The organism is bacterium (Candidatus Blackallbacteria) CG13_big_fil_rev_8_21_14_2_50_49_14, from assembly GCA_002783405.1.
Classification (GTDB): domain Bacteria; phylum Cyanobacteriota; class Sericytochromatia; order UBA7694; family UBA7694.
This window is the reverse complement of record PFGG01000035.1, coordinates 257,866-284,112: the sequence shown is the minus strand read 5'-3', so window position 1 is coordinate 284,112 and position 26,247 is coordinate 257,866. Positions and strand designations below refer to the sequence as shown.

The following is a 26,247-nucleotide window of genomic DNA, read 5'->3' as shown; positions in this document are numbered from 1 at the left end:
CATGAACCAGCCGAAAAAACAGTTACCCGCAGCCTTTTTTATACCCCCCATGCTTTTGGGGGTATCCGTACTGATATTCTTTTTGCCGTGGGTCACACAACAAAAAGTACCCGCTACAGAACAAGCCGTGGAACAAAACATGGTCTTTTTTAAAGAAATGGTAGATAAGTATATCAGCTTAAATCATAAAATCCCTCAATCTATCAAAGAACTTTATGATGATGCCAAGAAAAACAATTATAATAAAACATTTTTTAACCCCATCCTCAAGCATTCTGGGGATATGACCAATCTGCAAATTGTTAAACAGTACACACCTGAAGAAATTATCAACATCAATCCATCCTTTAGCTCACCCCTTTATGCTGGAAAAACGGGCTATTTTCCCCAAGCAACCCACTATACAATTTATGGTCACAGTTACGAAGGCAAGCTCCTGATGCGGAATTCAAAGCTTTTTCAACTGGGAAATTATTAGAGAGCTAAATCTTCGGCGAGCAAAACGGATGGCTTTAAAAGTTCAAAGAATGGACTTTTAATTCCAGTGACGACTCCGCCAGCTCAAGCAGGCAGTCTCCTTGTCGTTAATTTATGGGCTAAATGATTGCTTGAAAACTACAAAAATAGACATAAAAAATAGGGAGTCATTGCTGACTCCCTATCTGTTTAGAGCTGTTTACTTCTTGCCTTTTTTGGGCGGGGGAGCGGCTACAGCATCTTTCAGACCCTTACCAGCAGCAAATACGGGAGCTTTCTTGGCAGGAATCTTGAGGGGCTTGCCAGTGCGGGGGTTGCGACCCTCACGAGCAGCGCGCTCTTTTACCTGGAAGGTACCAAAACCAACCAGAGTCACTTTGTCACCCTTTTTCAGAGCGTCAGTAATGACATCAATAGCAGCATCTAAGAAAGTCTTTGCATCTTTCTGAGATTGACCTGCTTTTTCAGCGATTTCTTTAACCAGTACTTCTTTGTTCATTAGGGCTCTCCTTACAGTACAATTGGTTCACGTTCATAGTTTAGGCCATATTTCAGCGATTGCCTAGTCTTGAAATCAAAAAAAAACAACAAATTTTAGTTTTTTTTTTTCTGAAAGAACCCTTCAAACAAGCTTGTGGCAACATTTTAAGATTAAAAATACACAAAGCATACACATAAAACACAATGATAGCAACAAAAAATTAATTCATTACCAGCAGAAGAACATACACACTAAAAAAGTTCAAAAAGAAGCAAAAAAACCTTAAATCAGAATCAAAAGATTCACACTTCGTTCTAAATTTATGCACTGAAGTCTTTATCCTGCCCTTGAAATCACCTGCTTGGAAAAAGCGTTTGGTGTTAAGATTGAATTTAAAAAGAGCCAACTTTAATAAGGAACCCCAGCCATGGACTACAAACAAACGCTAAATCTACCTCAAACTTCTTTTTCCATGCGAGCCAACTCAGGCCAAAGAGAACCCCAACTGCAGGAGTTCTGGAAAAACACGAATGTTTATCAAAAAAATTTAAGCTTCCGCACAGGCTCCAAATATATCCTCCATGATGGCCCTCCCTATTTAAGTTCTGGAAAAATTCATATTGGTCATGCGCTGAACCGTATTCTCAAAGATTTGGTCGTTAAATACCAAACCTTAAACAATCACCCTGCTCCAATGGTCTTTGGCTACGATTGTCACGGTCTACCGATTGAACATGAAGTCACAAAAAACAAAAAGTCAGCAGAAGAAGATCCCCTAACAACCCGCCAGGCCTGCCAGGCATTTGCGCTTGAAAATTTAGAAGGACAGCGCAATAATTTCTATCGATTGGGCCTGCTGGGAGATTGGGAAAAACCTTATCTCACCATGAATCCCCGCTATGAGGCTGCTCAGCTACGTGTCTTTGCCGAAATGGTAGATAAAGGCTTTATTTATAAAGGCCTGAAACCCGTATATTGGAGCATTGCAGCACGCACCGCCCTGGCAGAGGCTGAAGTGGAATATATGGACCACACTTCACACAGTATCTATGTCAAAATGTCTTTGCTTGAATCTGAAAAAAGCAAACTGCCGGCCAATCTTCAAAATAGTGCTGTTTCATTTGTCATCTGGACCACCACGCCTTGGACCTTACCAGCCAATCTCGGCATCGCTCTCAATCCAGATTTTGAATATTCCTTTGTGCGCGTTTCCTCAGGAGAGGTTCTGGTCATGGCAGAGAAACTGCGTGAAGACGTCCTGAAAACCCTCGATCTACAAAGCGAAGAAATTCTCTGGCAAACCGAAGGCAAAAATCTTGAAAACATGCTTTGCCAACACCCTTTTTATGAACGGACTTCTTTGGTCATCTTGGGCAACCATGTCACCTCAGAAGCCGGTACCGGCTGTGTTCATACCGCTCCAGGTCATGGCATGGAGGATTTTATCGCTGGAGAAAAATACAAATTGGGCGTGCTCTCTCCAGTCAATGAAAAAGGAATTTTCACCGAGCAAGCTCCCGGCTTTGAAGGTCTTTATTATGAAAAAGCAAATCCTGTCATCATCGAATTGCTGAAAGAAAAGCAAAAATTGCTTTTTCATACCACTTTCGTTCATAGTTTTCCACATTGTTGGCGAACCAAAACCCCATTGATTTACCGGGCCACAGAACAGTGGTTTGCTTCCGTAGATGGCTTCAGACAAGAGGCCTTAGAAGCTGTTCGCGGCGTCACATGGGTTCCTGCCAGTGGTCAGGAACGTATCAGCAATATGATTGCTGAACGTTCAGATTGGTGCATCAGCCGCCAACGCTCCTGGGGAGTTCCGATCCCTGCCTTTTACCATCTTGAAAGTGGAGAAGCCATTCTTGAAAAAGAACTGATCCTGCATGTGGCCGATCTGGTAGAAACAGAAGGCAGCGATATCTGGTGGAAAAAAGAGGCCCATGAACTCCTTCCTTCAGGTTATCGCTATAAGGACTTTGCGCAACAGGAATTCCGCAAAGAAACAGATATTATGGATGTCTGGTTTGATTCCGGCTCAAGCCATACCAGCGTTTTAAAAGTAGAACCTGAACTGCAATATCCCGCCGATTTGTATTTAGAAGGTTCCGACCAGCACCGTGGTTGGTTTCAGTCTTCACTCTTAACAGCCATCGCAGCCCATGGAACCCCTCCTTACCGTACCGTTTTAACCCATGGCTTCGTCTTGGATGGACAAGGGCGCAAAATGAGCAAATCTTTGGGCAATACCGTGGAGCCTCAAAAAGTAATTGAGCAATACGGTGCTGATGTTCTCAGACTCTGGGTCGCTTCTGTAGATTATTCCAGTGATGTACGGGTCTCCTATGATATCCTCGGTCAATTGGCAGAGATCTATAAAAAGATTCGCAATACCATGCGTTTTATGCTCAGTAATCTGTATGATTTCAGCCCTGAAAAAGCCCTGCCCTATGCAGAACTCAGTGAACTGGATCGTCATTTGCTGCATAAACTTCAAAATGTAATCACCCAAGTGCGCAGCAGTTTTGAAAATTATGCGTTTTATCGGTTCTACCAAATCATGCAGAATTTCTGTGTGATCGATTTAAGCAATATTTACTTTGCAATCGTCAAAGATATTCTCTATATCGAACATCCCGACTCCAAACTCAGACTGTCCGTTCAGACAGTCCTTTGGGAAGTCTTAAAAGCCTTGATGGGAATGGTTACTCCTGTGCTTACCCATTTGGCTGAAGATGCACGTGAAAATTTGCCTGAGGCACTGAAACAGGCTTGGCCTGAAAGTGTGCTTTTGGCAGATTATCCTCAAGCCAATACCCATTGGTCAGCGCCTGAACTGGCTGAGAAATGGGAAAAAATTCTCAGTGCACGCGATCAATTGAATTTGGTTTTGGAAGAAGCACGAAAGGCAAAAAAAATCGGCCGTTCCATGGAAGCCAAGGCCACTCTGTATCTGCCTGCTGAAGAAACAGAGCTGCTCGATTATCTCCAAACACATCATGAATTGTTACGGCAGGTCATGATGGTCTCCTATTTAAACTTTCAAACCTCAGCTACAGAGCGTATACCTGAGATCGCAGTGATTGAAGGAAGCAAATGTGAACGCTGTTGGGGTGTTTTTGAAAGTCAGGATATTGGCCAGACGACCGAACATCCCAGTTTATGCAACCGCTGTGTAAAAATTGTGGAAAACTGGCCCTCAGTTTAAGAGAAGAGCTTTCAACAGCAGGCTATAATGAGTTGACACATATCCAAAGGAGAAAAACATGGGTAGTATTTTTAAAGCATATGATATCCGCGGCGTTTATCCCTCTGAAATTAATGAAGAGATCGCCTACCAAGTTGGTCGGGCTTTTGTCGACTACTTAAAAGTAGACAATGTGGTCGTAGGTCAGGACATGCGCACCTCCAGTCCCAGTATTTTCGAGGCTTTAACCCGTGGCTTGACCGAGCAGGGAGCAAGTGTCTACGATATCGGAATGTCCACTACTGATATGTTTTATTTCGCGGTGGAACATCTTGAAGCATCAGCCGGTATCATGATCACGGCCTCGCACAATCCTGGCAAATACAATGGTTTGAAAATGGTGCGTAAGCATGCTGTTCCCATCGGTGGAGAAAGTGGTATCAAGGACATTGAAGCCCTTTATCATGCTGGCAACTTTCAAGCAGCTGAAAAAGCAGGTGTCGTTCTCAAAAAAGAAGGCATTCTCGATGAATATGTCCAGTTCATTCATGGAAAAGTTCATCTAGACAAAATCAAACCGCTGCGCGTAGTCATGGATGCAGGCAATGGCATGGCAGGTATTGTCGCCCCCAAAATGTTCGCCAATACCCCCATTGAAGTCATTCCCATGTTTTTTGAGCCCGATGGTAATTTTCCCAACCACGAAGCCAACCCACTTTTAGAAGAAAACAGACAGGACCTGATCGCCAAAGTCAAAGAAACAGGAGCAGATTTTGGCGTTGGCTTTGACGGTGACTCTGACCGTGCTTTCTTTGTTGACAATCACGGCAAGTTTATTGATAACGATTTTATGACCGGTCTTTTAGGGCAACACCTCTTAAAGACAAATCCAGGTGCTACTGTTTTTTATGATGTACGTTGCAGCCGTTATGTCAAAAAAGCAATCGAATCTGCAGGTGGAAAAGCCTATATGTGGAAAGTAGGCCATGCTTTCATGAAATCCAAAATGAAAGAAGTGCCCGGCTCGATTATGGGGGGAGAAGTCAGTGGACATTTTTACTTCAAGTTCAGCGATGAAATGTATGCCGATAACTCTTCTTTGCCCGTCTTTTTAACTGCAGAAATTATTTCAACAGCCAACCAACCTTTGTCAGAGATTTTGTCAGAACGCAATAACTACTTCATCAGTGGCGAAATCAATTCAACGGTTGCAGATGCCGATGCTGTTGTGGAAAATATTAAAAATCTCTACCGTTCAAAAGGTGAAGTGGTTGAAATCGATGGCATGTCCATTATTGGAGACACCTGGTGGTTCAATTTGCGTAAGAGCAACACAGAACCGCTTCTGCGTCTGAACTGTGAAGCAGACAGTCAGGTCAATATGGAAACACTTCGTGACGAACTATTGGCTATCATTCGCCAATAATTGAGACGCTATAAAATCCAGAGCATCCTGTTTGCTCTGGATTTTTTTTTCGACCTGGGCTTCCAATGCCAAACTTAACAGGCGGCCAATTTGAGGTCCTGGTTTCAGTGCCAGCTCTTTGCACACATCATTGCCATTTATAAAAGGCACGGGATGTGCAATCGGATGATTCTCCTGGAAATATTCGCAGAGAAGAAACTGAGCCTGCTCTTGAGACAGCCGCTTTGCTACAAAAGCTCTAAAAACCAGAGCAGGCAGAAGCACCCCATGCTCTTGGTAAAACCTGAAACGTTTGAGTGGGTTTTCTAAATAGGAAAGTTGCGTACAAAAGCCGGTCCAATTGAGCACCAGTTTTTTACCATATTCACTGTCCTTGGTACCCAAACGAATTCTATTTGAAAAATTTTCCCATCGTTCTAAAGGTTCATCCCAAAATAAACTGGATAAAAGCAGAACCTGTTGCCGGGTTCGCTCAGCACTTAAAACCGTCTCAAAATAATCTCTTAAAGGTTGAGAGGGTTCAAAATGAGTCTGAATATCAGACAGGACATTTCGGATTGTTTTCCAGTGGACAACTCTTTTTTTCCACTGTTCATCTGAGTAATTATTTAATTCAATAAATAAATACCGAATAAATTCTGTTTCTATCATTTGGTTTAAGGCAAATTCGGAATGTCCACCAATCAAAAACTTGTCCAGTTCCTGAAGAATACGTTCTGAAGCCGACAATTTCAGGAGAGATCCATGGAGACGAATCCATGCTTGGGTCTCTGATTCGAGTTCAAAACCATATTGCGCAGCAAACCTGAAAGCCCGCAGAAGCCGCAAAGGATCCGCCACAAAATTATCTGCAGAAAGCCCCTTAATCCTGGCCTTTTGAAGATCAGCCAATCCCAAGCCAGGATCAATCAAAGGCAATTCAGACAGAGAAATTTGCAGATCGAATACTTCAGGGATCAGCGGACAAGCCATTGCGTTAAAAGATAAGTCTCTTTGCCACAAATCGCTGTTCAAATTGTTTCCGGCAAAACGGGCAATATCCAAGGTATCACCTGAAGCCAAAACCAAACGGGCAATATCTCGGTCTTGATCCAAGACAAACCAAGGGCGACGCAATTTTTTAGCCAATTTTTCAACCCCCTGAATAGCACCAGAGGGAACGACAAGATCTAAATCCGAAGAGATTTTACCAAACCAACGCTCCCGCAGAAATCCGCCCACGACATAAGACTCAGGCCAAATCTCAGTGAGTTCAGGCAAAATGGAGCAATAATTCATTCTGGGGAGACTGTTTGGAGAAAATCTGCAATTTCAGCATGTATCGACTGAAGATAATTTTGACACTCTTCAAAATCAATATTCAGGCGGCTAAATACCTTAATATCAATCGCTTCTTCAGTATCTCCCTCAATCAGGTGACAGATTAAATTGCCGAGATAAAGCACCTGCCGTAAAGAAACGGGTTGATCATTTAAACAGGAGCGGGAATGATGTACGTCGAGGGCCTGAATATAGGCCGGTGGAAAATTCCACAAACGGGCCACCTGTGCTCCCGCAAAAGCATGATCCATCTTCAGATAACGACGTTCTAACTGAAGAGAAGGCACCGAAGAACTTTCAACTTCGCTAAGAATCTGGCGATAAATCTGGGGAGCTTTCAACATAAAAACCAATTTACCCACATCATGCAGCAAACCCACAGTAAACGCTTCGTCCTTACGAGGATACCCCAGTTTGCCCGCAAGAAAAGCAGCCATTGAAGCCGTTGAAATCGAGTGTTGCCAAAATTCGTACATATTAAACTCACGAATTTTAAAGGTATCTAATACAGAGACCCCCAATACCAAACTTTTGACAGTTTCAAAACCCAGAATACTAATCGCATGGCCGATCGTGCCAATGCGTTTGGAAAAACCATAAAAAGCTGAGTTTACCAATTTTAAAATCTTAGCAGACATCGATTGATCCCGCTCAATAAGAGCAGCGATGTCCTTCATAGATGAATCGGGATTATTGATCTCAAGCATGACCTGTTGCACAATAATCGGCAAAGTCGGCAACGACTCAAAATCTAACGATAAACTCATGCCTGACTTGTCCTTTGGTAGCGTCGTAATTTCATACTTTTAAATCCATGCTCTGCATACATCTCCAAAGTATAACAAGACCCTTTAAGAGAGTCCATTTAAGAGCCACTCCGAAGGGATTGATTACAAATCGGGCAGACTTTATAGCGCGGCTCACAGTAATTTTGGCAATGGGCACAATACTTCCAATGGTGAAATGCCAATGTTTTCTTTCTGGTTTCCATGGCTTTCAGTAGGCGCAGTACACGCGCTTGTGTATCCTGATCCTTAATAATCTGGACACTTTCTTCCAAGGCATGAATTTCTCTCAAATTTAATTTTTCAGGCGGAAGCTGAATCGGCTGTGTTTTTTGTCTTTTTTCGGGTGGCTTGTGTTTCGAGGGAGGTTTTACAGTGGTGAGACGAATCCCTTTGATTCCTTCTCCACAAGGATAATTTACCAATTTTCTAAGAATATCTGTTTCCAGAAACGAAAACTCGTGTAATAGACTCGAGGAAACCACATAACAAATTAAGCGATCTTCTTCAATTCGAATCGGTTCCATTCGCTCAGAAATAAAGGGTCCGACAATATCCACCCACCTTTCTAAAATCAACCCCAGACGATCCTGTTTTAAATCTTTCAACTGGTGCATATAGCTTGAAAGCAGATAACTCATGGGCTGAAGCCCTGAGCGACGTGTGTTTTTTTTCTGCTTCATTCAAAGATTTCTCCCTTTGAAACATGAAAAACTTTGGCCTGTTCTCCCAAAATGCGTTGTACAGGTCCATCCAAATGGGTGGTCGTTAAAAAAGTTTGAATGCCAGGTTGCTGAATATGTTCAAGCAAAGCTTGCTGACGTTGGATATCCAATTCTGAGAATACATCATCCAAGAGTAAAATGGGCGGCTCGTGAAACAATTCTGTCAAAAATTTAACTTCAGCCATTTTCAAAGCCAAAGCGGTCGTTCGGATTTGACCTTGAGATCCAAAATGTCGAAGTTCTCTGCCCCCCAGTAAGAAATAGAGATCATCACGATGCGGTCCTACAGAACTGTAGCCATGTAAAATATCAGCTATCCTTTTCTGCTTGAGAAGTCGGCAAAATTGTTCTGTCATCTCAGCTCTTGAACCCTCTGCTACCTCTCCTAAACTTGAGCGATATCCTAACTTAACGCTTTCAGTCTGTGACGACATTTGCGCATGGGATTCATTCATATATTCAGAAAAAACTTTCAAAGCCTCTACCCGTTTTTGAATGATCTGAGCACCTGTTTCCGCCAATTGTAAATCCCAAGATTCCAACGATTGTTCCAAATCACTGTTGGGCAGGCGTGAATCTGATTTTTTCAAGCTTTTCAAAAGACTGTTGCGCTGTTTCAAAAGACGGTTATAGTTTTGTAAAAGCGAATAATAGCGAGGATAGCTCTGAATAAGGAGCAAATCGATAAACTGTCTGCGATCAGAGGGTTGACCCGTCAACATTAATAAATCTTTAGAGGTAAAACAAACCAGGCGAATATAGCCAATATAATTGGCGAGACGCTTTTGTCCAACATGGTTTACTGCAGCAACACGTTTCCCATTGCGTTGAACATAAAACTTCAGATGAACGGGCACATTGTTTTGATATCCAAAAGTACCTTCTATTCGGGCCATGTTTTCACCCCAATAGATTAACTCTGTTAAGGACGAGGTTCTAAACGAGGATGCAAAGGCAAGTAAAAACAAACTCTCAAGTAAATTGCTTTTACCTTGAGCATTCAGTCCCACCAAAGCAATCTGCCGAAACGGATCCAAATCTAATTGGAGTTTTTGGTAGTTCCTGAAATGATTGAGTTCAAGAGCTTGAATCCACACATTAAGGTTTGATCGGCATCAACATACAGACATAATCATCATTGTCTACCGATTGCACAACCGCAGGTTGAATTTCACTGTTCAGCTGCAAAAGGATATGGCTTGCGTCTTCAGCAAAAATCTTGAGCACATCCAATAAATAATTGGCATTAAAGCTAATATTTAAAGGTTCACCCTCGGTTTTGACTTCTACCGACTCTCTTGCTTTCCCCTGCTCAGCTCCGGCTGTAATGATCAATTCTGAGGCTTGAATATCAAAGCTGATCACATGGGTTTGCTCTGAAGCCATAATCGAAACACGTTCAACAGCATTGAGAAATGGGCGTGTTTCCAGCCAAATTTTACGTCCGAAGGTTTTGGGCAAAATCTTATTATAATCAGGATACTTGCCCTCGATCAGTCGGGAGGTCAGCACTTTCCCTTCGGATTCAAACAAAACATGACTGTCAGTCACTGACATTCCGATCAGTTCCCGTTCATCCTGTTTTACCAGGCGTTCCAATTCAACCAAGGTTCGTTTGGGAATAATCACATTCAGACTGGCCTGAGATTCCTCTTGTAAAACTACCTGTCTGACGGCAAGACGGTAGCCATCGGTCGCAGCCAAGCGCAATTGACCATTGCCCAACTGAACATTCACACCGGTTAAAATACTTTTGGCTGAATCTGTGGCTGTAGCAAAAGTTGTCTGTCTGATGGCCTGACAAAAATCATTGAGGGACAGCGAAAATTGGCTTTCTCTATCGACATGGGGAAGTCTGGGAAAATCATCAGCGGGCAAGGTATTCAGATTAAATTTTAGTTTTTCCCCAAGCAAATCCACAGAGCCTGATTCATGAAAATCAAAATGAATCGTTTCATCAGGAAACTTGTTGACAATTTCAAACAATTTTTTCGCAGGAATGGTGATGTTTAATTTTTGTGGGTTCTGAATTTCAAGCTTGCTTTCAACCCCAATTTCTAAATCAGTGCCTACAACCTTGAGATAACTCTCATTTTCTTCATCAGAGGTCAGCAATACATTGCTGAGTACAGGAAGAATTCCTTTACTGGCGACTGCCCGTTGCACTGCTTGGAGCGTTTTTTTCAATTGTTCTGTTGAACAGGTAATTTTCATGATGGTCTGTCTCTTTAAAATCGATCATATGGATATGTACCAAACTAACATACCCCCAGGCAATTGAAAACCCAACAGATCTATAGCTTAAAGATCAGATCTTTCAAGATCAGATCAAATTATATGATCAGAAGTAGTAGGGCCTGTGGAAATGTGGATATCTGAGCTTGAACTCAAGAGTAATCGTTCTTTAAGCTAAATTTTAACTTGTGGATAAGTTGTGGAAAAAGTTGGGCTTCTCAACAGGCCCTCTTTTTTCCACAGAAGTTTCCACAGACAAGGGGGAGGGTTATCCACAACTTATCCACAAACACATTCATAAAAATAAACAAAAATATAAAAAACTAAACATTTTCTTGTTTATTCAGATGTCTTTTTAATGATGTCTTTTATTGTCTACTAGTATATAAAGAATTCAAACAATTGTCTACTAATATAGATCCAGTTCCGATCACACCGACACTTTATTTTTTGTGAGCCGACTTCAAAGCGGATCTTCTATAGACAGGATCCACTCACCGATCAAACACATTTGGGAGACTTGACAGTTCCCATTTTTGAAATTCAATTCGAAAGCAATATTGCGGAGAGCGGTCCGATCTTTACGAGGATCCACTGGATCTTCTCTTTTGTGATAATGCGCACAAATGCTTATGAAATAAGCATTCATACTTTTACTGCTTGAAAATGTCCAGAAGATCGATCCGCTGGCCATTTCGATCCTTTTTTGAAAATATGGATCCAAATTTTTTGAAATAAATGACCGGTTTTTGTCCGGAGAAAGGGTAGCATGATCTGTCGGTTTTGATTGGCGGGATCTCCCCGGATCTTTTGATCGGTGTCGGGAGTAAAAGGAGATGACAGATCGTTCAGAGCCCAAGATCCTTTCGTCGGCTACCATGGGGTTTATTCACAACATATCCCCAAAAAAAGAGCAGGTTTTCCACAAGTTTTCCACAGAGATCCATTCATACAGAATTATTCAGAGCGTTTTATTGTGATTTTTGCACAGGTATAAAATAGAGTATTCATGCGCCTTAGACTAAATTCTTAGGTCCTTGTTTGAACGGATTATCCACAAATTATCCACAAATTGGATAGAGTTATCCACAGGTTATCCACAGATTTTAAGGGGATGCTAAAAAAGCTTCATTTCTGCGCATAGATCAGAGAATTGGTAAAATACTTTCACTCTCAATAAAAAGGATTTCATATGATTACATCTGAAACCATCCGGCATATCGCCAAGCTTTCTCGTTTAAGTTTTTCAGAACCAGAAATTGAAAGATTAAAACACGACCTTGCGACTGTCTTAGATTATGTAGATCAGTTAGCTGAAGTCGATACCGAAGGTGTTGAGCCAGCCTGTCATTCTCTGTCGATCAAGAATGTCTATCGAAACGACAAGGTTCGTCACAGTTTGAGTTCTGAACAGGTCTTTCAAAATGCGCCTGAAACAGAAGATGCCTACTTTAAAGTTCCTCAGATTATGGGGCAAGCCTGATGTTAAAAACAAATGAATCCTCATTGATCATGAATGCTGTTCAGGGAAGTCCCATTTATCCGGGAGCTTCGGGATGGCGGGTATCCCATGATGGCAAAGGCTTGATGCTGCCAGGTGTCGGTGGGATTAACTATAATTTGAAGGTTGGAGACAGTGCTTTTGGCTGGGTCGCCGATCATGCTGAACCAGCGGTTTCCAGCACAGCTTCGCTTGAGAAAAGAGAGCAAGGAGTCAACCTTTCCTATAATTATTTTGCCTGTATTGGCAACGAAGCCCGGATTATTTCTGGCGAAGCCAAAGGGGCCAAAGGCATTGTGACGGGAACGCATGGGGGGTGCGAACACGTGATGATCGATTTTTCAGAGGAGGTACTTGATCTCCTGAGCTATGAAGATCGGATCCAAATACGTGCTTTTGGGCAGGGTTTAGCATTGAGTGATTATCCTGAGGTTTTGATTTGGAGCTTGGCCCCTTCGCTTCTGCATAAAATGGGAATAGAAGAAGATCCTGGTGAGAAGCTGCTGCGTGTGCCTGTGGTGGCAACAGTTCCTGCCGAACTTTTGGGCTCTGGTTTGGGGCGTACCGATGGCTATAAGGCGGATATTGATATTCAAACCTCAGATCAGGCCTATATCCGTCAATTGGGGTTGGATAAGCTGAAACTTGGAGACTTTGTGGCCTTGATGGATTATAAGTCTTATTATGGCTGGTCCTTCCAAAAAGGGGCGGTAACGATTGGGATTGTCTGTCATACTGACTCATATACGGCAGGTCATGGACCCGGTGTCACCACGCTTTTGACCTCTACCCAAGGAGAAATCCAGCCTTTGATTTATCCGAATGCCAATATAGGTCAATACTTAAAAATAGGTCGCTATCGGGTTGAGTAAAAGTTAACCAATTCTTAGCGTCAGTTTTATTTCACGTTAGTCTATAACTCCCTTACAGAGAAGTGAGGGAGTTTTTGGTTTCTATGCCAAACGCATTACAAAATCAAAATGTATCAAAGCTGATGAATTATTGGGATACCTATAATTCACCCGCTCATTTGAAGCTTCAGCGCCCTTTTTCCCCTGCGCAACCGGCTCAACCTTCCCCTTTGCTTCCTCCGGGGCAAGTTTTCAATCGGGATCGCCTCGAGTTGAATATTCCCACCAGTCAAAACCGTGTTGCTCCTATTCAATTGCTGCAATTGCAGTCTTCTGCCAGCAGCATTAACCGTGCCATAGATCAGGCTACAGGCACCAAAAACACCTTTAATAACCATGTTGAACTCTTAGTTGATGGCAAAGAATCTTTTGCCAAAATGAAAGATGTGATTCGTTCAGCACATCAAAGTCTTTATCTTGAAATGTTTTTATTTCACGATGACAAAACAGGTTGGGAAATTGCCCAGGAACTTGTCGCCAAAAAGAAACAGGGCGTAGATGTCAAAGTTCTGTTAGATGCCATGGGCCAAGTAAATGAGTCGGGTGAAATTATCAAATTTCTGCAACAGAATGGTGTCGATACCAAACTTTACAATAAAAAGCTGTTTGACTGGGAAAATGTAAATATCACCCATCGCAAACTTGTTTTGGCAGACGGTACCCGTGGCATGACCGGTGGGATGAACGTTGGAGATGAATACCAGTTTGAATGGCACGATATTATGGCCTACGCTGAAGGGGAATCTGTTCAGGAGATGCAGGGTGAGTTTTTTGTAAACTGGACCCATGCGGGCGGGAAAATGCCGGCCGTGATTCCCCGTTTACCTGCTGGTGTTCGTTTTGGCAGCAGTGCTACCCGTGTAACGGTGACCAGCCCCCAAGAAGCGGGAAAAGAAAAAGACAGTAAAAATGCATTTATCAGCGCAATACAAACTGCATTGCACCATATTTATCTGGTTCAACCTTATTTCTCAGATCCAGATATTGTTGATGCCCTAATTCAAGCGGCCCGTCGTGGTGTTGAAGTGCGTGTTTTGCTTCCAGGCTTGAGTGATAACCCGGTGTTGAATATGATCAATCAACAAAATGGTGAAAAACTGATGAAAGTCGGCGCCAAAGTGTTCAAGGTGGATCCCGGTAAAGAAAACAATGTCATGACCCATGCCAAACTGATGACCATTGATGGCATTTGGACGACGATTGGTTCTACAAATTTTGATACCCGAGCGCTTGAAAATAACCAGGAATTGAATCTTTCAGTGACAGATGCAAGTTTTGCTAAAACGGTTGAGTCCCGTCTCTTTGAACACAATAGCCACGCTTTGGCTCCCTTTGACAGCCAATCCTTCACCACCTGGCAGCGTGTAAAAGCAAAAGTCTTTTCTTTCTTTGATGAGGTTCTTTAAGCAAGAGATCCCGTGATCCTCATTGTATTACCTTGAAGATCCTGAAGATGAATGTTACATTAACTTAGTGTTTATCCCGATTTTCCTAGATTTTGAATATGACACAATTTTATCAAAAGTTTTATATCACACCTGCTGAGTTATCTCGTTTGCCCCAGAAAACGGCTGTCTTTGAGCTGGATTTTCCACCGGGTCATTTTGATGACCCAGAGATGAAAGTGAAATCTCTCAAGGGGCAGATTCGCCTTGAACTGCAAACGAATATTATTCGTATTTGGGCTGAGGTTCAAGCCTGTCTTGAGTTGATTTGTGATCGCACCTTGAATCCCTATCTCTTTGAGCAAAATTTTAATTTTGAAGAGGCGGTAGAAGTTGTTTCTGAATATTCTTTCGAAGAAAATCTGGAGTTAACGCCTGAAGAGGCGGGTGAACAAATTTTGCCAGAAGAAGAACTCGATATCGCTGAATTGATTCGACAATATATCATTTTGAATCTGCCTGCTCAGAAATTGAGTTCAGAAAGCTGCTATAATGAAGATTTGGCACGTGTCAACCAAAGCTTTGATTTCTCTTCGCCAGATCCGGCATGGGAATCCATTCGCCAGGCTGTTCAATCCTGGGAAGTTGACTCTTCCAAACAATGAATAATACAATCCAATACCATAAAAAGGAGGTTGGTGGTTCTCCTAACCGCCAAGGCTGAGTTTATGCCACAACCAAAAAAGAAAACTTCCCGCTCTAAGCGCAATAGTCGTAGTCAGCACTGGAAAGCTGTTTTGCCTATGTTGGTGATTTGTAACCAGTGTGGAGATAAAAAACCGAGCCATGTTGTCTGCCCCAGTTGCGGACATTATAAGGGCCGTGAAGTATTTCCCCCTGCTGCTTCGGATAACTAGATTTCTGCCAGTGGGACCCTATCCCATTGCTTTTAAGGCAATGGTCAGAGATTTTTTTCTCTCAAAGAATATGTCCGGAGTGCTGAAGAGCACCCCGGACATTTTTGATAGAGAGCTTGAAGATAATATAAAATCCATGAGTAATTTGAGGTATATGTCCGATGACTTCAACACAAGAGTCAGTAATCACTTCTGCTGAAGAAACGCCAAAACACCCTTTTGAGCGTGGGCTTGAACTTTATGAGCAGAAAGCGCCTTTAGAAGAAGTGATTCCTTTGTTTGAGCAGGGAGTTTTACTTTCTCCGAAAGATGGGACAGGTTATACCTGTTTGTCTTGGTTGCATTTGCTGCAAAATCAAGAGGCAGATCATGATAAGGCTTTAAAATACGCACAAAAAGCCATTAAACTTGAACCCGGTAATTATCAAGCACATTTCAATTTGGTTTTGGCCATGCTTGTGAATGGGATCAGTGGCGTGCGTCCTGAGTTTTTGAAAGCTTTGGATAAATGTCGGACTGAAGAAGAACTTCAGGAAGTGATTGATAATTTAAAAGACGCTTCTGAACGCTGTCCTGACTTAAAGGAGCCTGTGAAAGTTCTGAATTGGATCCAGGACATCAGAAAATGAATGAAATACCCTGTGCCGTCGCTTTAACAGGTGGTGTCGCCAAAGGAGCCTTCCATGCGGGGGTTTTGAAAAGCTTTGCGGAACAGGGTATTGTTCCCTCTGTGATTGTAGGCGCTTCCGCGGGGGCTCTGAATGGTGCTTTTGCTGCGCGTTTGATTATGGAGGATAAGTTTACTCCCAGCCATGTTGAGCAGACGCTGATCAATATGTGGCTTTATCAAGCCAGCATTCAAAAATTATGGGCCTATGGGGATATTCAGGACAACTCGCTACGCAGCCTGGTTGGAGATGTGCGCTTAAGTGTATTCATGCTGCGTAAAATGTTGATGTGGCTGACCCCCACCAATATTGGCTGGATGCGAGAATTTTTCAAACTTAAATTTACGTCTGTGCTCAGTGATAAACATTTAAAGGCTCAATTAGATCATACGCTCCAGCCACCCGCCCAGATCAAACGTGAAATTCATTTTTCTGCAGCCGTTACCAGTCTGACAGGTTCAATTGAAACCTTTGCTGAGCAACCTTTGGTCAGTTATGGGGGGTATTTGTCTTTTCGCTTTCACCCCGAGCAAAGCACTGAGCAGATTCAACAGAGTTTTGAATCCTTACGCAAAGTGGTACAAGCTTCAGGCAGTTTTCCGGGCGTTTTCCCTCCTGTTCCGCTCATGGTCAATGGGAAAACGGATTTCTATACAGATGGGGGCTTAACCAAAAATGCGCCCTTTGGCCGAGCGATTAAGTTGGACCCCAAGGTCAGAACGATTTTTCTGGTCTCTTCTATGCCCGTGACGCAACCGACTTCAGGGCGTTTGGATAATTTATTGACTGTGGCAGATCAAGTTTACAAAATTATTTTGAATAAAGATTTGGCCAATGATTACCGTAAAATTCAGCAAATAAATAATAAAATTAAAAAATTAAGAGATATTTTGCATAAAGATGAAGCGGGCAATTATCTCTTAAATGATGAGTTTAACCAGACTTTGGTACAGGTCGCAGGTTTTCAGAGTCTTGAAAGTTTTCTGGACAAGCGTGAAGTTGAGATTATTATCATTGAACCGCCTGTCAATTTGGAGGGGGATCCTTTTGCCGGCCTTTACCGTCAGGATCGGATTCGCATTTTAAAAGATTATATTGCTTTGGGCCATGAGACAGGAACCAAGATCTTAAAAGATTACCTGAAAAAAATGGCTCAAGATTCAATGCCATGATTTTGTTCTGCTAATGCCATCTTCCAGGGGAATTACGATTGCCTGCAGCACGGCCAAGTCCCCTGATTTTATGCGTCGCTATAAACAGCACCTTTTGCGAACGGTGGGACTTTCTCAGGTTGAAATCCTGTTTCAATACAATCCAGGCCTGTACTCTCTGGCCTCTGTTTACAACCAATTCTTGCAAAAGTCTAAATTTTCAATTGTCTGCCTGATTCACGATGATCTGATTTTTCCAAGAAACCGTCAATGGGGAAAATATCTTCTCAAAGCCTTTCAACGTTATCCTGATTTCGCTATTTTAGGTGCAGCTGGCTCCTTGGTTTTAGAACCCCATGGTATTGCCTGGAAACCTGAACACAAACGTGTGGGCCGTTTATGGCATTTGCACCCTGAAACAGGCAAAAGATATCTCAGTAATTTTTCTGAAAACTTTGAAGGTCTGGTGCTTGAGGCTTTGACCTTAGACGGGCTGTTTTTGGCTATTCACCGTGCCCGTCTTGGTGTCGGCTTTGATGAGGAATTGTCTGGGTATCATTACTACGATGTTCAGTTGACTTTGGATCAGTGGCTTTTGCGTAAAAATCAGCTAAACTCATTCAGGAATGGGGTCTTGACCAATTTGGGGCTTCTGCATCTGTCAACTGGATCTGTCAACCTTGAGTTTGAAAAGTATAGACGACAGTTTAGAACCAAATACCTGGATAAACTGCCCTTAAATCAAACGGTTTCACTGTTTCAAACAGCTAAAAAATCCCCTTCCTCTCCTTTGAAAGTTGCAATTCTTTTGTTTTCTCTTTTTCCAGATCTTTCATTAGAACCTTGTCTGGAAGTTCTTCCTCACGTTCATGCTTCTGGGGCTCAATTGTTTTTGGTGAGTTTTTTCAAACAAAGTCTAAGCGCTCAAGAGTGCTCCTGGCCCTTAGAGCAAGTGTCTTTGAAAAATACCTGTTTTGATTTGCATCAGGCTTTGGCTGAAGTGCTTCCCCAAATTCAGCTTGAAGCCTTTGATGCCGTTTTGGTATGGGACAGTCGAATCATTCCTGAGTCTGCTGCTTTTGATCGACTTTTGGGATTTTTTAAAGATTATCATTTACCTTTGGGCACATTGGGCATTCGATTACATTATTCTGATCTGTCAGTCTATTTTTCGGGGCTGGACATGCAAGTGGATCTTTCTGGACAGATCCACTGCCTATTTCATGGTATTCATTCGGCTTATCGTCATTATATAAAGCCTCAACCCACACCTTATAACCATTTGGGCTTTTGTCTTTTTTCAGCTAAGCTTTGTCAGGATCCACTGGATCTGTCTGGAGGACAAGATTGGATTCCGGGTTTGGAATTCAATTTTGCCTGTTTGCAGCAGGGGCGCTTTAACTATATTTTGGCAGATACGACAGGCCTTTACCGTGAGTCAGCTTGGGAACTCTCGCTGCATCCAAAGACGTTGGAGTTTCGTTTTCAGCGCTTTCAAGTGATTTTAAACCAATGGATTCAAAACAATCTGGATGCGTCTTCTGTTCTCGCCTGGGTAAGAGGGAGCCGATTCCCTCTCGGATCTTAAAATAAAATTAAAAAAAAACGCGATATCATCTTAAGCTTTGAATTGAGTATGCTAAACTGATCAAGATTATGATCTTTGTTATTGATATGGGAATCGCACTATGAAAAAAGAAATCCATCCTAATTACAGACCTGTGGTCTTTAAGGATATTTCCGTGGATTTTGCAATTCTGACCCGTTCTGCGGTGAAGACAAACGAAACCACGGTATGGGAAGATGGCAATGAATATCCCCTCGTGAAGGTGGAAATTTCCAGTGCTTCGCATCCCTTTTTTACAGGTACTCAAAAAATTGTGGATACCGAAGGCCGTGTCGAACGTTTTCGTAAGAAATACGCAGCACGCAAAAAGAGCGAAGACGAAGAATAAATTTCATTTGTCTGGAAAGAGAGCCCAGCATTTTTGCCGGGCTCTTTTTTAATGGCTATTTTTGTCTAAAACAATCATTTACCAATTCTTTGAGCAAAAGTTCTTTTTCGTGTCTTTTTTGAGTTTGGCGGGTTACGACACGGTGAGTCAGGACATGGGCTGCCAATAGTTTCAGATCATCGGGAATGACATATGTCCGCCCCTCAATATAGGCCAGCGCTTGAGCTGCGCGTAAAAAAGCAACGGCGGCACGGGTGCTTGCTCCCATTGAGAATAAACTGGTTTCACGGGTTTTTTGAATGATTTTTAAGATCAGGATTTCCATTTCATCACTGACCTCAACCTGACTGGCTTGTTTTTGCATTTCAATGGCGGTTTCTATATCCAAGACAGCTTCTAAACGCTTATGAAGTGATGTTTCCTGGGTCTTTTGTGTGTTTTCCCTGTGAAGTTGCAGGATCGTGCGTTCTTGCTCAAAATTGGGGTAGCCAATAGACAATGAAAGCATAAAACGATCCAATTGAGATTCAGGCAAAGGAAAGGTGCCATAGGATTCCAAAGGATTTTGCGTGGCTATTACAAAAAAGGGTTTTCCGAGCAGATGTGTTTTGCCATCCACCGTTACCTGGCGTTCTTCCATGACTTCTAAAAGACTGGATTGACTGCGGGGGGTGGCTCGGTTGATTTCATCTGCCAGCACGATATTGGCAAAAATGGGCCCTGGAATAAACTCAAATTCATGGGTTTTCATATTGAAAACAGAGCTGCCTGTAATATCTGCAGGCATCATATCAGAGGTAAATTGAACCCGTTTAAAATTGCCCTTAAAAGATTGGGCCAGCGATTTGGCCAATAAGGTTTTGCCCATACCGGGCATATCCTCCAGTAAAATATGGCCTCCCGCAATAAAGGCCACAACCGTGAGTTTTACGGCGTCCGGTTTGCCAATAACAGATTGAGAAATACTGTCGATTAAAAGTTGAGCGGGTGAAGTATTGGATGCAATCATCGTTTGCTGCCTATCATGCTTGATATAGGATAAAGAGCCAGCTTTTGCTGGCTCTTTGAGTCTGGTTTTGTGATTAGTCGTCTCGACTGCCCATCAGGCCCATGATGCGCAGAATATGTGTGAACATTCCAATGAAGTCAAGATAGAGCACGAAGCCAGCAAAAAAGAGTACGGCAATGCTTGAAATGATCAGCGCAAATGTTGAGCCGCCAACAAAAATATTAACAAGCATGGCAATCAGTAAACCGATACCTGCGGCGGCCAGAAATCCTCCCATGCCACTGAAATCTTTTTTCGTGGTCAGGGAGTAAACCATCAGTCCGCCAAAGGTCAGGCCTGTGACTCCTAAGGCCTGCACAATCAAGACCGGTCCGCCACGCCAACTGGCCCATTGAAGCAGGGGTACGAGCGCTAAACCACTCAGGGCGGTTAAAAGGAAATACAGACCGATATTCAGGCTGCCCAGTTCTTTTCGTTGCCAAATCCCTGCTGTAAGCACCAGAATAAACTCGCCTAAAAGTGCAGCCATGAGTAGCCCACGCGGTAAATTCCAGCCCAAGTAGGCAGCAGTGGCTGTCATTAGCAAACCAAAACCAAACAAAGGCAAGACACGGGTATCAAAAACCCTTTGACTCATACCGGCTTGCCAAGTCGTATCCAGGTAAGCGGGCGCGTAACGATTGTTTCTCATACTGGGCTTCTCCTTGAGAGATGCAAATTCTTTAATTATTAAACACTTTCAGTTTACCAGGATACAAGAGCATGAGCGTGGGATGCCTGTTTTATGAGGGGTTTTCTTCGGCTGCGAGAAGTCAGGTATGTTTTGTCACATCCTTCTGAGATCTCTCCTGTTACCATGACTTTGTTATGATTAAAATTGAAGCAAACTGAAGGTGTCACTGTATTATGTGGGACAAAATCAAATCCTTATTTACCATCCCTGTTGAGGATGAGTATGTCGAGGCGTTTGACGTTCCGATTCGGGGGGAAGACGGCAGTCATAATATTGTGTCTTTGCGGCCCAATCAGGAAGTTAGTCACGAGGTGGTTGTGATTTGCCCAACTTCTTTCAGTGAGACCTTAACGGCTGTAAGTTATTTAAAACAGCGTTGTACCGTTGTTATCAACGTAACGGGCATGAATGAAGCTGAATCACAGCGTTTTGTAGATTTTATCTCTGGGGCAGCCTATGCCTTGGATGGTTTTCAGGAACGTGTAGGAGAGGGTATTTTTGTACTGACCCCCAGCCATATTGGTATTCGTTCACGACAGGCTTTAGCAACGGCTGACGGCTTTGCCGCGCGCGGCTGAGCGCATGCTATGAAAGAAAGCCGCCCTGAAGCAGCGGATTTTCCGAAACTTAATTTTCGTTTTTTATTCGCAGCCTTTGTTACTTTATTTGCAACTCTTCTCTTTGGCTCTCTTGCACTTCTGGGAATGCTGATACGCTTGCCCTTGCCGGTGCTTGAAAAATTTTCAAGATTCTGGGCCCGTTGTATTTTAGGGGCTTCTGGTATACGGGTTCAACTTAGGGGGCTTGAGCATTTGTCGGAGTCAGCTGCTGTGATGGTGGGAAATCACCAGGGCATGTTTGATATTCTGGTTTTGCTAGGCTATTTATCACGTCCCCCGGTTTTTGTGGCCAAGCAGGAGCTTTTCAAAATTCCACTGTTTGGCCAGGCCATGTTGGCACTCGGACATATTCCGGTTGATCGCAAAGATCGGGAAAAGGCTATTGCCAGTATTCAAAAAGGCACTCAGAAGCTGAATAAAAATGAACAGAAAGTTGTGTTTTTTCCTGAGGGAACACGTACGCGGGATGGACAAATGCTGCCCTTTAAAAAAGGGGCTTTTGTCTTTGCGCAGGAATCGGGTCTGCCCTTGACCCCTTTTATGATAAGGGGAAGCTATCAGGCTCTACCGCCGGGTGTTCGGGTGGTCAGACCGGGCTTGATTGAAGTGGTTTTTTTACCCTCTGTGGATCCCGGTTCTTATTCTGTAGAGCAGCGCGAGCTTTTGATTGAAGCCGTTCGCCAACAGATTGAAAATCAATTGCATCTTTCAGAGCAAAGGGCTGAAATACCAGGCTGAAAAGTCTTTTCAGCCTGGTAGAGTAAACGCTTAGCGTTTGAGTTTTTCTGCGAGTCGCAGGCTCAGTTCAGCAATCGGAATGCGCTCTTGGGACATGGTATCCCGTTCACGTATGGTGACCGCTTGATCTTCAAGACTGTCAAAATCCAAAGTTACACAATAGGGCGTTCCAATTTCATCCTGGCGGCGGTAACGTTTGCCGATGCTCTGGGTGGTATCGAAATCGCATACAAATTGGGTTTGTAATTGCTTGTACAGTTTATAGGCATCGTCATTCAGCTTTTTTGACAGAGGCAGGATTGCTACCTGAATCGGTGCGATGCTGGGGTGCAAACGCAAGACGGCCCGCGTTTCCCCATTCACTTCTTCCTCCTGATAGGCATCGGCTAAAATGGCCAATAAGAGACGATCCACACCCAAGGCGGGCTCAATGACATGGGGAATAAATTTTTCGTTGCTACTCAGATCCTGATAATGCAGATCCTGACCTGAAAATTCTTCATGTCTGCTTAAGTCAAAATCACCGCGATGGGCCACTCCCCAAAGCTCACCCCAGCCAAAGGGAAATTTATACTCAATATCTGAAGTGGCTTGTGAATAATGAGAGAGCTCTTCAGGATCATGGGCACGCAAGCGCAGATTCTCTGAGCGAATGCCCAAAGCCTGCAACCAGTCCATGCAAAATTGGCACCAGTATTCATACTGTGTAAGTGCATTTTCTGGACGGCAAAAATATTCCATTTCCATTTGTTCGAATTCGCGGGTACGAAAAATAAAGTTTCCGGGCGTAATTTCATTCCGGAAAGATTTTCCGATTTGACCGACACCAAAGGGCAGTTTGGGGCGCATCGTGTTCATGATATTGCGAAAATTAATAAAAATGCCCTGGGCTGTTTCTGGGCGCATGAAAATGCGGGCCGAGGAGTCTGCCACCACACCTTGATGGGTTTCAAACATCAGATTGAACTGGCGCATTTCAGTGAAATCATGGCCACCGCATTCTGGGCAAGGAATTTTATGCTCGGCGATATAGTTTTCCATGGTCTCTTTATCCCAGCCCCCGACCAGGGTTTCGTGATCCCCTTGAGCGAATAAAAACTCTTCGATCAATTTATCTGCCCGAAAGCGTGATTTACAGCTTCTGCAATCCATCAGATAGTCATTGAAATTACCAATATGCCCCGAGGCTTCCCATACCCTGGGGTTGAGGAGAATGGCAGAATCCAAGCCAAAGATATCCTCCCGATCTTGCACGAAGCTTTTCCACCAGTGCTGTTTGATGCGGTTTTTCAGTTCAACACCTACAGGACCGTAATCCCAGGTATTTGCCAGTCCACCGTAGATTTCTGAGCCTTGAAAAATAAAGCCCCGGCGTTTACACAGTGAAATCAGCTCTTTCATGATCGTGATACTTTCCTTCTGGACATAATTTTTGATAAGTGCAGCGTTGACACCAGTTTCCCTGTTGCCAGGGATGAGGGTTTGGTATAAAATCATACTCTTTTGGGTCGGTCTGGGCAATGTGATTGCAAAATTCAAGCTGAAGACGATTGAGTTCTTCTCTTGAAAAGATTCGAGATTCTTTTTGACCCGTTTCAAGATAAAGCCATTCTGTTTGTATGGGCTGTTCTTTGTTCAAACCCAAACTGAGGCGCATTTGGTCTAAACTCCAGGCATACCATTGCATTTGCCACAGATCCGTTTCAGACAGGGGGCCCTTTCCACTTTTCCAGTCGACAATCAGCAGGGTGTTTTCAAGAGCTGCCCAGAGATCAATTCTTCCCGTGATGCCCCAGGTTTGAGCTGAGCATTGAACTGAAAAAAAATAGTCCCATTCAGCATGCAACTGAAAATTTTTTTTGAGCGGGGCAATATAGTTTTGATAATTTTGCCAGACTTGGGCAAAGACATCAGGAATGCTGATCTTGAATCCGTTCAAGTCCTGTTCAATCAGTTCGTGAAGTTTTTTTCCCCGCTCTTTTTCCTGGCTGCCTTGAAAATCTGGAATTTTGAACAGATAACGATAGGCATACAGCTGCGAGCAGCATCGCCAATCCCGCAGCTGATGAAATGAAATCAGAGGGTGCACTAGAACTGCAAGTACAGGCCTAAAAGTGCGCTATTCAGCCAGCTCATGCCAGGAGCGGGAATTCCGGTTCCTGTAGGAGAGACACCCAATTGGAAGTCAAGCCCAAAATTTCCGGCCAGACGAAGACCTGCTTCGCCGTAGAGCATGGAGGTAATGCCGCCAATCCGTCCTCCCAAGCCTGCGTAGGCAGGGCCGAATTGTTTTTGCACACCCAAAGTCAGGGCGGGAGTACGGCCATTGTTGACAAACTCAAACTGACCTTTGCCAATTAGGCCTGAAAAATGAGGCAAAAGTTCGTCAAAACTGTATTGTCCATTCATAAGCAAAGCCATGGGGACCGTGGCGTTATAGTTGACAGATTTTGCCTGATCATCCAGAAAGTTGAGGCTGGGCTGCATTTGTCCCTGGGCGTTCGCAAACCGGGCTTCAAAAGGTCTTTCGGTTCCTTGCCAGACCACAACCGGGTTTTGCAGCAGCAGATTGAGCTTTAAATTGCGATAAAGTGTTGCGCTCACTCCTAAATCCATACCAAAACCTGCTCCACCTGGGGTGACGATACTGCCTTTGAGTGAAGTGTTCTGCAGTTCACTGAGCAGGGTTTGCTGAATATTGTTTACATTTTGCAGAGCAGCATTGATACTCGATTGGGTGGTTTGCAAACTTTGGCTGGTTTGATTGACCGCTGTCAGTGTTTTTTGAGCTTCAGTCGCCACAGCGGCAAGATTGCCTGTGGAAATGCCTTGAATAGCTGTGTCCAATTGGCTCTTTACAGATTCTGCCTGGGTAATCAGGGTATTGGTATCTGTGGCAGCTTTGTCCAAACTGTCCAATGTTGTTTTGACTGAATCAATATTTTGCAGACCACTGAAATCAGTGACTTTAATTTGTCCCATGATCGAAGAATCGCTGTTTAAGCCCAAGCTGCGAAAGGGAACATTAAAGGGCATTAAAAAGAGTTTCAGATTGGTGCCTACAGAGATTTTGACGTCTTCGGTTTCATAGACTGGGTAAGCTCCGGAAAGGGCCAGCGTCATGTGCAGATCATTGGCACTGTCGACACTGACGCCTCCTGATGCCGCTCCTTGAATGGTGTTCAGAAGACCACGTGTGGTGCTGGTCGCGTCGGTCACTGTTTTGGTGAGCTGACGCGCTGGTGTAATCAGTTGATCGACGTTGGTGGAGACCTGTTTGGTCAGGGTTTGTATATCTGCAATTTGCTGCGGAGTTGCAGAGAGGGGGTTGGAAACCAATTGCGTTCCCTGCGCTGTCAGTTGGGTAATATCACTGGTGAGTTGTGTGACTTTGCCCGTCAGGCTTTGAGCGTCGCTTACAATGCTGGTGAGGCTTGAGCCGGTGGATAAAAGGGTGGGAATAGAATCTGTCAGTGTTGTCAGACCCTCACTGAAGCTTTGTGAAAACTTGGCGTTCACATAGCCTCTTGTTTCTGCGCCAATATTGAATCCCAGAGTGATCGGGCGATTGGCGATCTGCAAACCCTGTACGGGGGCACCTGCGAAACTGAACAAGGCAATTTCGGTCTCATAATCCATACGCACACCTGATTGGAAGGGGGCCAGTGCTGTATTGATTTGGTTTTTGGTATTGGTTGCGGTGGTGCTGTCAATGGTTTGACCTTGGAGTAGACCGTTGGTGAGGGTTGCGATCGATTTCCCCAAGCTGGTGAAATCTTGAATCGATTTGTCGACAGGCACACTGCTGCCTATATCAACGCGTACCGAGGGCAGACGAAAACGACCCCAGCCAAAATTAGCCGTAGCTGCGGGATTGGGATCAATAAAGCGAAAAGTGGATTCAGTTTGAACTGGTTTTTTTTCGGTTTTGCCTGTTTCTGCTTGGGCTGTAGCTGAAAATAGTAAGGAGCAGCTAAGGGCCAACATGGTATATAAAGAACTGCGTTTCATCAGGGAAGTCTC

26 protein-coding genes are annotated in these 26,247 nt (G+C 43.6%); 14 read left to right on the top strand and 12 right to left on the bottom strand.

What is annotated here, in order from left to right; genetic code table 11:
• The first annotated feature begins 1 nt into the window (after window position 1).
• Complete coding sequence (locus COW20_08035) at window positions 2-478, top strand: hypothetical protein (protein ID PIW49059.1); 477 nt, start codon at window positions 2-4, stop codon at window positions 476-478.
• A gap of 198 nt (window positions 479-676) precedes the next feature.
• Here COW20_08035 and COW20_08030 read toward each other — a convergent pair whose 3' ends face one another.
• Window positions 677-976 carry a hypothetical protein gene (locus tag COW20_08030; protein ID PIW49058.1) on the bottom strand — a complete coding sequence of 100 codons (300 nt, stop codon included), beginning with the start codon at window positions 974-976 and terminating at the stop codon, window positions 677-679.
• 409 nt (window positions 977-1,385) lie between these two features.
• On the opposite strand from COW20_08030, the gene COW20_08025 reads away from it, so the two are divergent.
• Together COW20_08025 and manB are read left to right on the top strand one after the other, a co-directional pair.
• Window positions 1,386-4,166: an isoleucine--tRNA ligase gene (locus COW20_08025; protein ID PIW49057.1), complete on the top strand. Its 2,781-nt coding sequence runs from the start codon at window positions 1,386-1,388 to the stop codon at window positions 4,164-4,166.
• 58 nt (window positions 4,167-4,224) lie between these two features.
• Window positions 4,225-5,571 (top strand): phosphomannomutase/phosphoglucomutase, encoded by a 1,347-nt coding sequence (gene manB, locus COW20_08020; GenBank protein ID PIW49056.1) that lies wholly within the window; start codon window positions 4,225-4,227, stop codon window positions 5,569-5,571.
• Here manB and COW20_08015 read toward each other — a convergent pair.
• The 6 genes from COW20_08015 to COW20_07990 form a co-directional block, all read right to left on the bottom strand.
• A complete protein-coding gene (locus COW20_08015; GenBank protein PIW49055.1) occupies window positions 5,548-6,849 on the bottom strand; it encodes a hypothetical protein in 1,302 nt (433 codons plus the stop codon). The genes manB and COW20_08015 overlap by 24 nt on opposite strands.
• Entirely contained in the window at window positions 6,846-7,658 is an 813-nt protein-coding gene (locus COW20_08010) for a hypothetical protein (protein ID PIW49054.1), read from the bottom strand. Before COW20_08010 ends, COW20_08015 begins: the two co-directional genes overlap by 4 nt.
• Window positions 7,659-7,756: 98 nt before the next feature.
• Entirely contained in the window at window positions 7,757-8,359 is a 603-nt protein-coding gene (locus COW20_08005) for a hypothetical protein (GenBank protein ID PIW49053.1), read from the bottom strand.
• Window positions 8,356-9,498: a DNA replication/repair protein RecF gene (locus COW20_08000; GenBank protein PIW49052.1), complete on the bottom strand. Its 1,143-nt coding sequence runs from the start codon at window positions 9,496-9,498 to the stop codon at window positions 8,356-8,358. The genes COW20_08005 and COW20_08000 overlap by 4 nt, the downstream gene beginning before the upstream one ends.
• A gap of 1 nt (window position 9,499) precedes the next feature.
• The gene (gene dnaN / locus COW20_07995; GenBank protein PIW49051.1) at window positions 9,500-10,615 is read right to left on the bottom strand and encodes a DNA polymerase III subunit beta; all 1,116 of its coding nucleotides are present in this window, start codon (window positions 10,613-10,615) and stop codon (window positions 9,500-9,502) included.
• A gap of 484 nt (window positions 10,616-11,099) precedes the next feature.
• Window positions 11,100-11,285 carry a hypothetical protein gene (locus COW20_07990; protein ID PIW49050.1) on the bottom strand — a complete coding sequence of 62 codons (186 nt, stop codon included), beginning with the start codon at window positions 11,283-11,285 and terminating at the stop codon, window positions 11,100-11,102.
• Between the two features lie 543 nt (window positions 11,286-11,828).
• On the opposite strand from COW20_07990, the gene gatC reads away from it, so the two are divergent.
• The 9 genes from gatC to COW20_07945 all read left to right on the top strand — a co-directional run bounded on the left by gatC (window position 11,829) and on the right by COW20_07945 (window position 19,124).
• Window positions 11,829-12,119 (top strand): Asp-tRNA(Asn)/Glu-tRNA(Gln) amidotransferase GatCAB subunit C, encoded by a 291-nt coding sequence (gene gatC, locus COW20_07985; protein ID PIW49049.1) that lies wholly within the window; start codon window positions 11,829-11,831, stop codon window positions 12,117-12,119.
• Window positions 12,119-13,009 (top strand): DUF4438 domain-containing protein, encoded by an 891-nt coding sequence (locus tag COW20_07980; GenBank protein ID PIW49048.1) that lies wholly within the window; start codon window positions 12,119-12,121, stop codon window positions 13,007-13,009. The genes gatC and COW20_07980 overlap by 1 nt, the downstream gene beginning before the upstream one ends.
• A gap of 83 nt (window positions 13,010-13,092) precedes the next feature.
• Window positions 13,093-14,454, top strand: coding sequence for a hypothetical protein (locus tag COW20_07975; GenBank protein ID PIW49047.1), 1,362 nt, complete (start codon window positions 13,093-13,095; stop codon window positions 14,452-14,454).
• A 98-nt stretch (window positions 14,455-14,552) separates the two neighbouring features.
• On the top strand, window positions 14,553-15,098 hold the full coding sequence (locus COW20_07970; GenBank protein PIW49046.1) for a hypothetical protein: 546 nt from the start codon (window positions 14,553-14,555) through the stop codon (window positions 15,096-15,098).
• Window positions 15,099-15,161: 63 nt separating this feature from the next.
• The gene (locus COW20_07965) at window positions 15,162-15,350 is read left to right on the top strand and encodes a 50S ribosomal protein L32 (protein ID PIW49101.1); all 189 of its coding nucleotides are present in this window, start codon (window positions 15,162-15,164) and stop codon (window positions 15,348-15,350) included.
• Between the two features lie 161 nt (window positions 15,351-15,511).
• A complete protein-coding gene (locus tag COW20_07960) occupies window positions 15,512-15,979 on the top strand; it encodes a hypothetical protein (GenBank protein ID PIW49045.1) in 468 nt (155 codons plus the stop codon).
• On the top strand, window positions 15,976-17,190 hold the full coding sequence (locus COW20_07955; protein ID PIW49044.1) for a hypothetical protein: 1,215 nt from the start codon (window positions 15,976-15,978) through the stop codon (window positions 17,188-17,190). The genes COW20_07960 and COW20_07955 overlap by 4 nt, the downstream gene beginning before the upstream one ends.
• A gap of 13 nt (window positions 17,191-17,203) precedes the next feature.
• On the top strand, window positions 17,204-18,757 hold the full coding sequence (locus tag COW20_07950; protein PIW49043.1) for a hypothetical protein: 1,554 nt from the start codon (window positions 17,204-17,206) through the stop codon (window positions 18,755-18,757).
• A gap of 100 nt (window positions 18,758-18,857) precedes the next feature.
• Window positions 18,858-19,124: a 50S ribosomal protein L31 gene (locus tag COW20_07945; GenBank protein PIW49042.1), complete on the top strand. Its 267-nt coding sequence runs from the start codon at window positions 18,858-18,860 to the stop codon at window positions 19,122-19,124.
• Window positions 19,125-19,179: 55 nt separating this feature from the next.
• Here COW20_07945 and COW20_07940 read toward each other — a convergent pair whose 3' ends face one another.
• Window positions 19,180-20,133, bottom strand: a complete 954-nt coding sequence (locus tag COW20_07940; GenBank protein PIW49041.1) for a magnesium chelatase — start codon at window positions 20,131-20,133, stop codon at window positions 19,180-19,182.
• A gap of 73 nt (window positions 20,134-20,206) precedes the next feature.
• Window positions 20,207-20,824: a hypothetical protein gene (locus tag COW20_07935; GenBank protein ID PIW49040.1), complete on the bottom strand. Its 618-nt coding sequence runs from the start codon at window positions 20,822-20,824 to the stop codon at window positions 20,207-20,209.
• Between the two features lie 215 nt (window positions 20,825-21,039).
• Between COW20_07935 and COW20_07930 the strand changes: the two genes are divergently transcribed.
• Window positions 21,040-21,444 carry a hypothetical protein gene (locus COW20_07930; GenBank protein ID PIW49039.1) on the top strand — a complete coding sequence of 135 codons (405 nt, stop codon included), beginning with the start codon at window positions 21,040-21,042 and terminating at the stop codon, window positions 21,442-21,444.
• Between the two features lie 9 nt (window positions 21,445-21,453).
• On the top strand, window positions 21,454-22,224 hold the full coding sequence (locus COW20_07925) for a 1-acyl-sn-glycerol-3-phosphate acyltransferase (GenBank protein PIW49038.1): 771 nt from the start codon (window positions 21,454-21,456) through the stop codon (window positions 22,222-22,224).
• Window positions 22,225-22,254: 30 nt separating this feature from the next.
• Here the strand turns inward: COW20_07925 and COW20_07920 are convergent, their stop codons facing one another.
• The 3 genes from COW20_07920 to COW20_07910 are packed head-to-tail and all read right to left on the bottom strand — an operon-like array spanning window position 22,255 to window position 26,235.
• On the bottom strand, window positions 22,255-23,625 hold the full coding sequence (locus COW20_07920; GenBank protein ID PIW49037.1) for a glycine--tRNA ligase: 1,371 nt from the start codon (window positions 23,623-23,625) through the stop codon (window positions 22,255-22,257).
• Window positions 23,600-24,313 carry a hypothetical protein gene (locus COW20_07915; GenBank protein PIW49036.1) on the bottom strand — a complete coding sequence of 238 codons (714 nt, stop codon included), beginning with the start codon at window positions 24,311-24,313 and terminating at the stop codon, window positions 23,600-23,602. Before COW20_07915 ends, COW20_07920 begins: the two co-directional genes overlap by 26 nt.
• Window positions 24,313-26,235, bottom strand: a complete 1,923-nt coding sequence (locus COW20_07910; GenBank protein PIW49035.1) for a hypothetical protein — start codon at window positions 26,233-26,235, stop codon at window positions 24,313-24,315. Before COW20_07910 ends, COW20_07915 begins: the two co-directional genes overlap by 1 nt.
• Between the last annotated feature and the right edge of the window lie 12 nt (window positions 26,236-26,247).

What these genes read in the sequence shown, in the direction of transcription:
- COW20_08035 (PIW49059.1), top strand. Translation starts at nt 2, where the DNA reads ATGAACCAGCCGAAAAAACAGTTACCCGCAGCCTTTTTTATACCCCCC.
- COW20_08030 (PIW49058.1), bottom strand. Translation starts at nt 976, where the DNA reads ATGAACAAAGAAGTACTGGTTAAAGAAATCGCTGAAAAAGCAGGTCAA.
- COW20_08025 (PIW49057.1), top strand. Translation starts at nt 1,386, where the DNA reads ATGGACTACAAACAAACGCTAAATCTACCTCAAACTTCTTTTTCCATG.
- manB (PIW49056.1), top strand. Translation starts at nt 4,225, where the DNA reads ATGGGTAGTATTTTTAAAGCATATGATATCCGCGGCGTTTATCCCTCT.
- COW20_08015 (PIW49055.1), bottom strand. Translation starts at nt 6,849, where the DNA reads ATGAATTATTGCTCCATTTTGCCTGAACTCACTGAGATTTGGCCTGAG.
- COW20_08010 (PIW49054.1), bottom strand. Translation starts at nt 7,658, where the DNA reads ATGAGTTTATCGTTAGATTTTGAGTCGTTGCCGACTTTGCCGATTATT.
- COW20_08005 (PIW49053.1), bottom strand. Translation starts at nt 8,359, where the DNA reads ATGAAGCAGAAAAAAAACACACGTCGCTCAGGGCTTCAGCCCATGAGT.
- dnaN (PIW49051.1), bottom strand. Translation starts at nt 10,615, where the DNA reads ATGAAAATTACCTGTTCAACAGAACAATTGAAAAAAACGCTCCAAGCA.
- COW20_07990 (PIW49050.1), bottom strand. Translation starts at nt 11,285, where the DNA reads ATGAATGCTTATTTCATAAGCATTTGTGCGCATTATCACAAAAGAGAA.
- gatC (PIW49049.1), top strand. Translation starts at nt 11,829, where the DNA reads ATGATTACATCTGAAACCATCCGGCATATCGCCAAGCTTTCTCGTTTA.
- COW20_07980 (PIW49048.1), top strand. Translation starts at nt 12,119, where the DNA reads ATGTTAAAAACAAATGAATCCTCATTGATCATGAATGCTGTTCAGGGA.
- COW20_07975 (PIW49047.1), top strand. Translation starts at nt 13,093, where the DNA reads ATGCCAAACGCATTACAAAATCAAAATGTATCAAAGCTGATGAATTAT.
- COW20_07970 (PIW49046.1), top strand. Translation starts at nt 14,553, where the DNA reads ATGACACAATTTTATCAAAAGTTTTATATCACACCTGCTGAGTTATCT.
- COW20_07965 (PIW49101.1), top strand. Translation starts at nt 15,162, where the DNA reads ATGCCACAACCAAAAAAGAAAACTTCCCGCTCTAAGCGCAATAGTCGT.
- COW20_07960 (PIW49045.1), top strand. Translation starts at nt 15,512, where the DNA reads ATGACTTCAACACAAGAGTCAGTAATCACTTCTGCTGAAGAAACGCCA.
- COW20_07955 (PIW49044.1), top strand. Translation starts at nt 15,976, where the DNA reads ATGAATGAAATACCCTGTGCCGTCGCTTTAACAGGTGGTGTCGCCAAA.
- COW20_07950 (PIW49043.1), top strand. Translation starts at nt 17,204, where the DNA reads ATGCCATCTTCCAGGGGAATTACGATTGCCTGCAGCACGGCCAAGTCC.
- COW20_07945 (PIW49042.1), top strand. Translation starts at nt 18,858, where the DNA reads ATGAAAAAAGAAATCCATCCTAATTACAGACCTGTGGTCTTTAAGGAT.
- COW20_07940 (PIW49041.1), bottom strand. Translation starts at nt 20,133, where the DNA reads ATGATTGCATCCAATACTTCACCCGCTCAACTTTTAATCGACAGTATT.
- COW20_07935 (PIW49040.1), bottom strand. Translation starts at nt 20,824, where the DNA reads ATGAGAAACAATCGTTACGCGCCCGCTTACCTGGATACGACTTGGCAA.
- COW20_07930 (PIW49039.1), top strand. Translation starts at nt 21,040, where the DNA reads ATGTGGGACAAAATCAAATCCTTATTTACCATCCCTGTTGAGGATGAG.
- COW20_07925 (PIW49038.1), top strand. Translation starts at nt 21,454, where the DNA reads ATGAAAGAAAGCCGCCCTGAAGCAGCGGATTTTCCGAAACTTAATTTT.
- COW20_07920 (PIW49037.1), bottom strand. Translation starts at nt 23,625, where the DNA reads ATGAAAGAGCTGATTTCACTGTGTAAACGCCGGGGCTTTATTTTTCAA.
- COW20_07910 (PIW49035.1), bottom strand. Translation starts at nt 26,235, where the DNA reads ATGAAACGCAGTTCTTTATATACCATGTTGGCCCTTAGCTGCTCCTTA.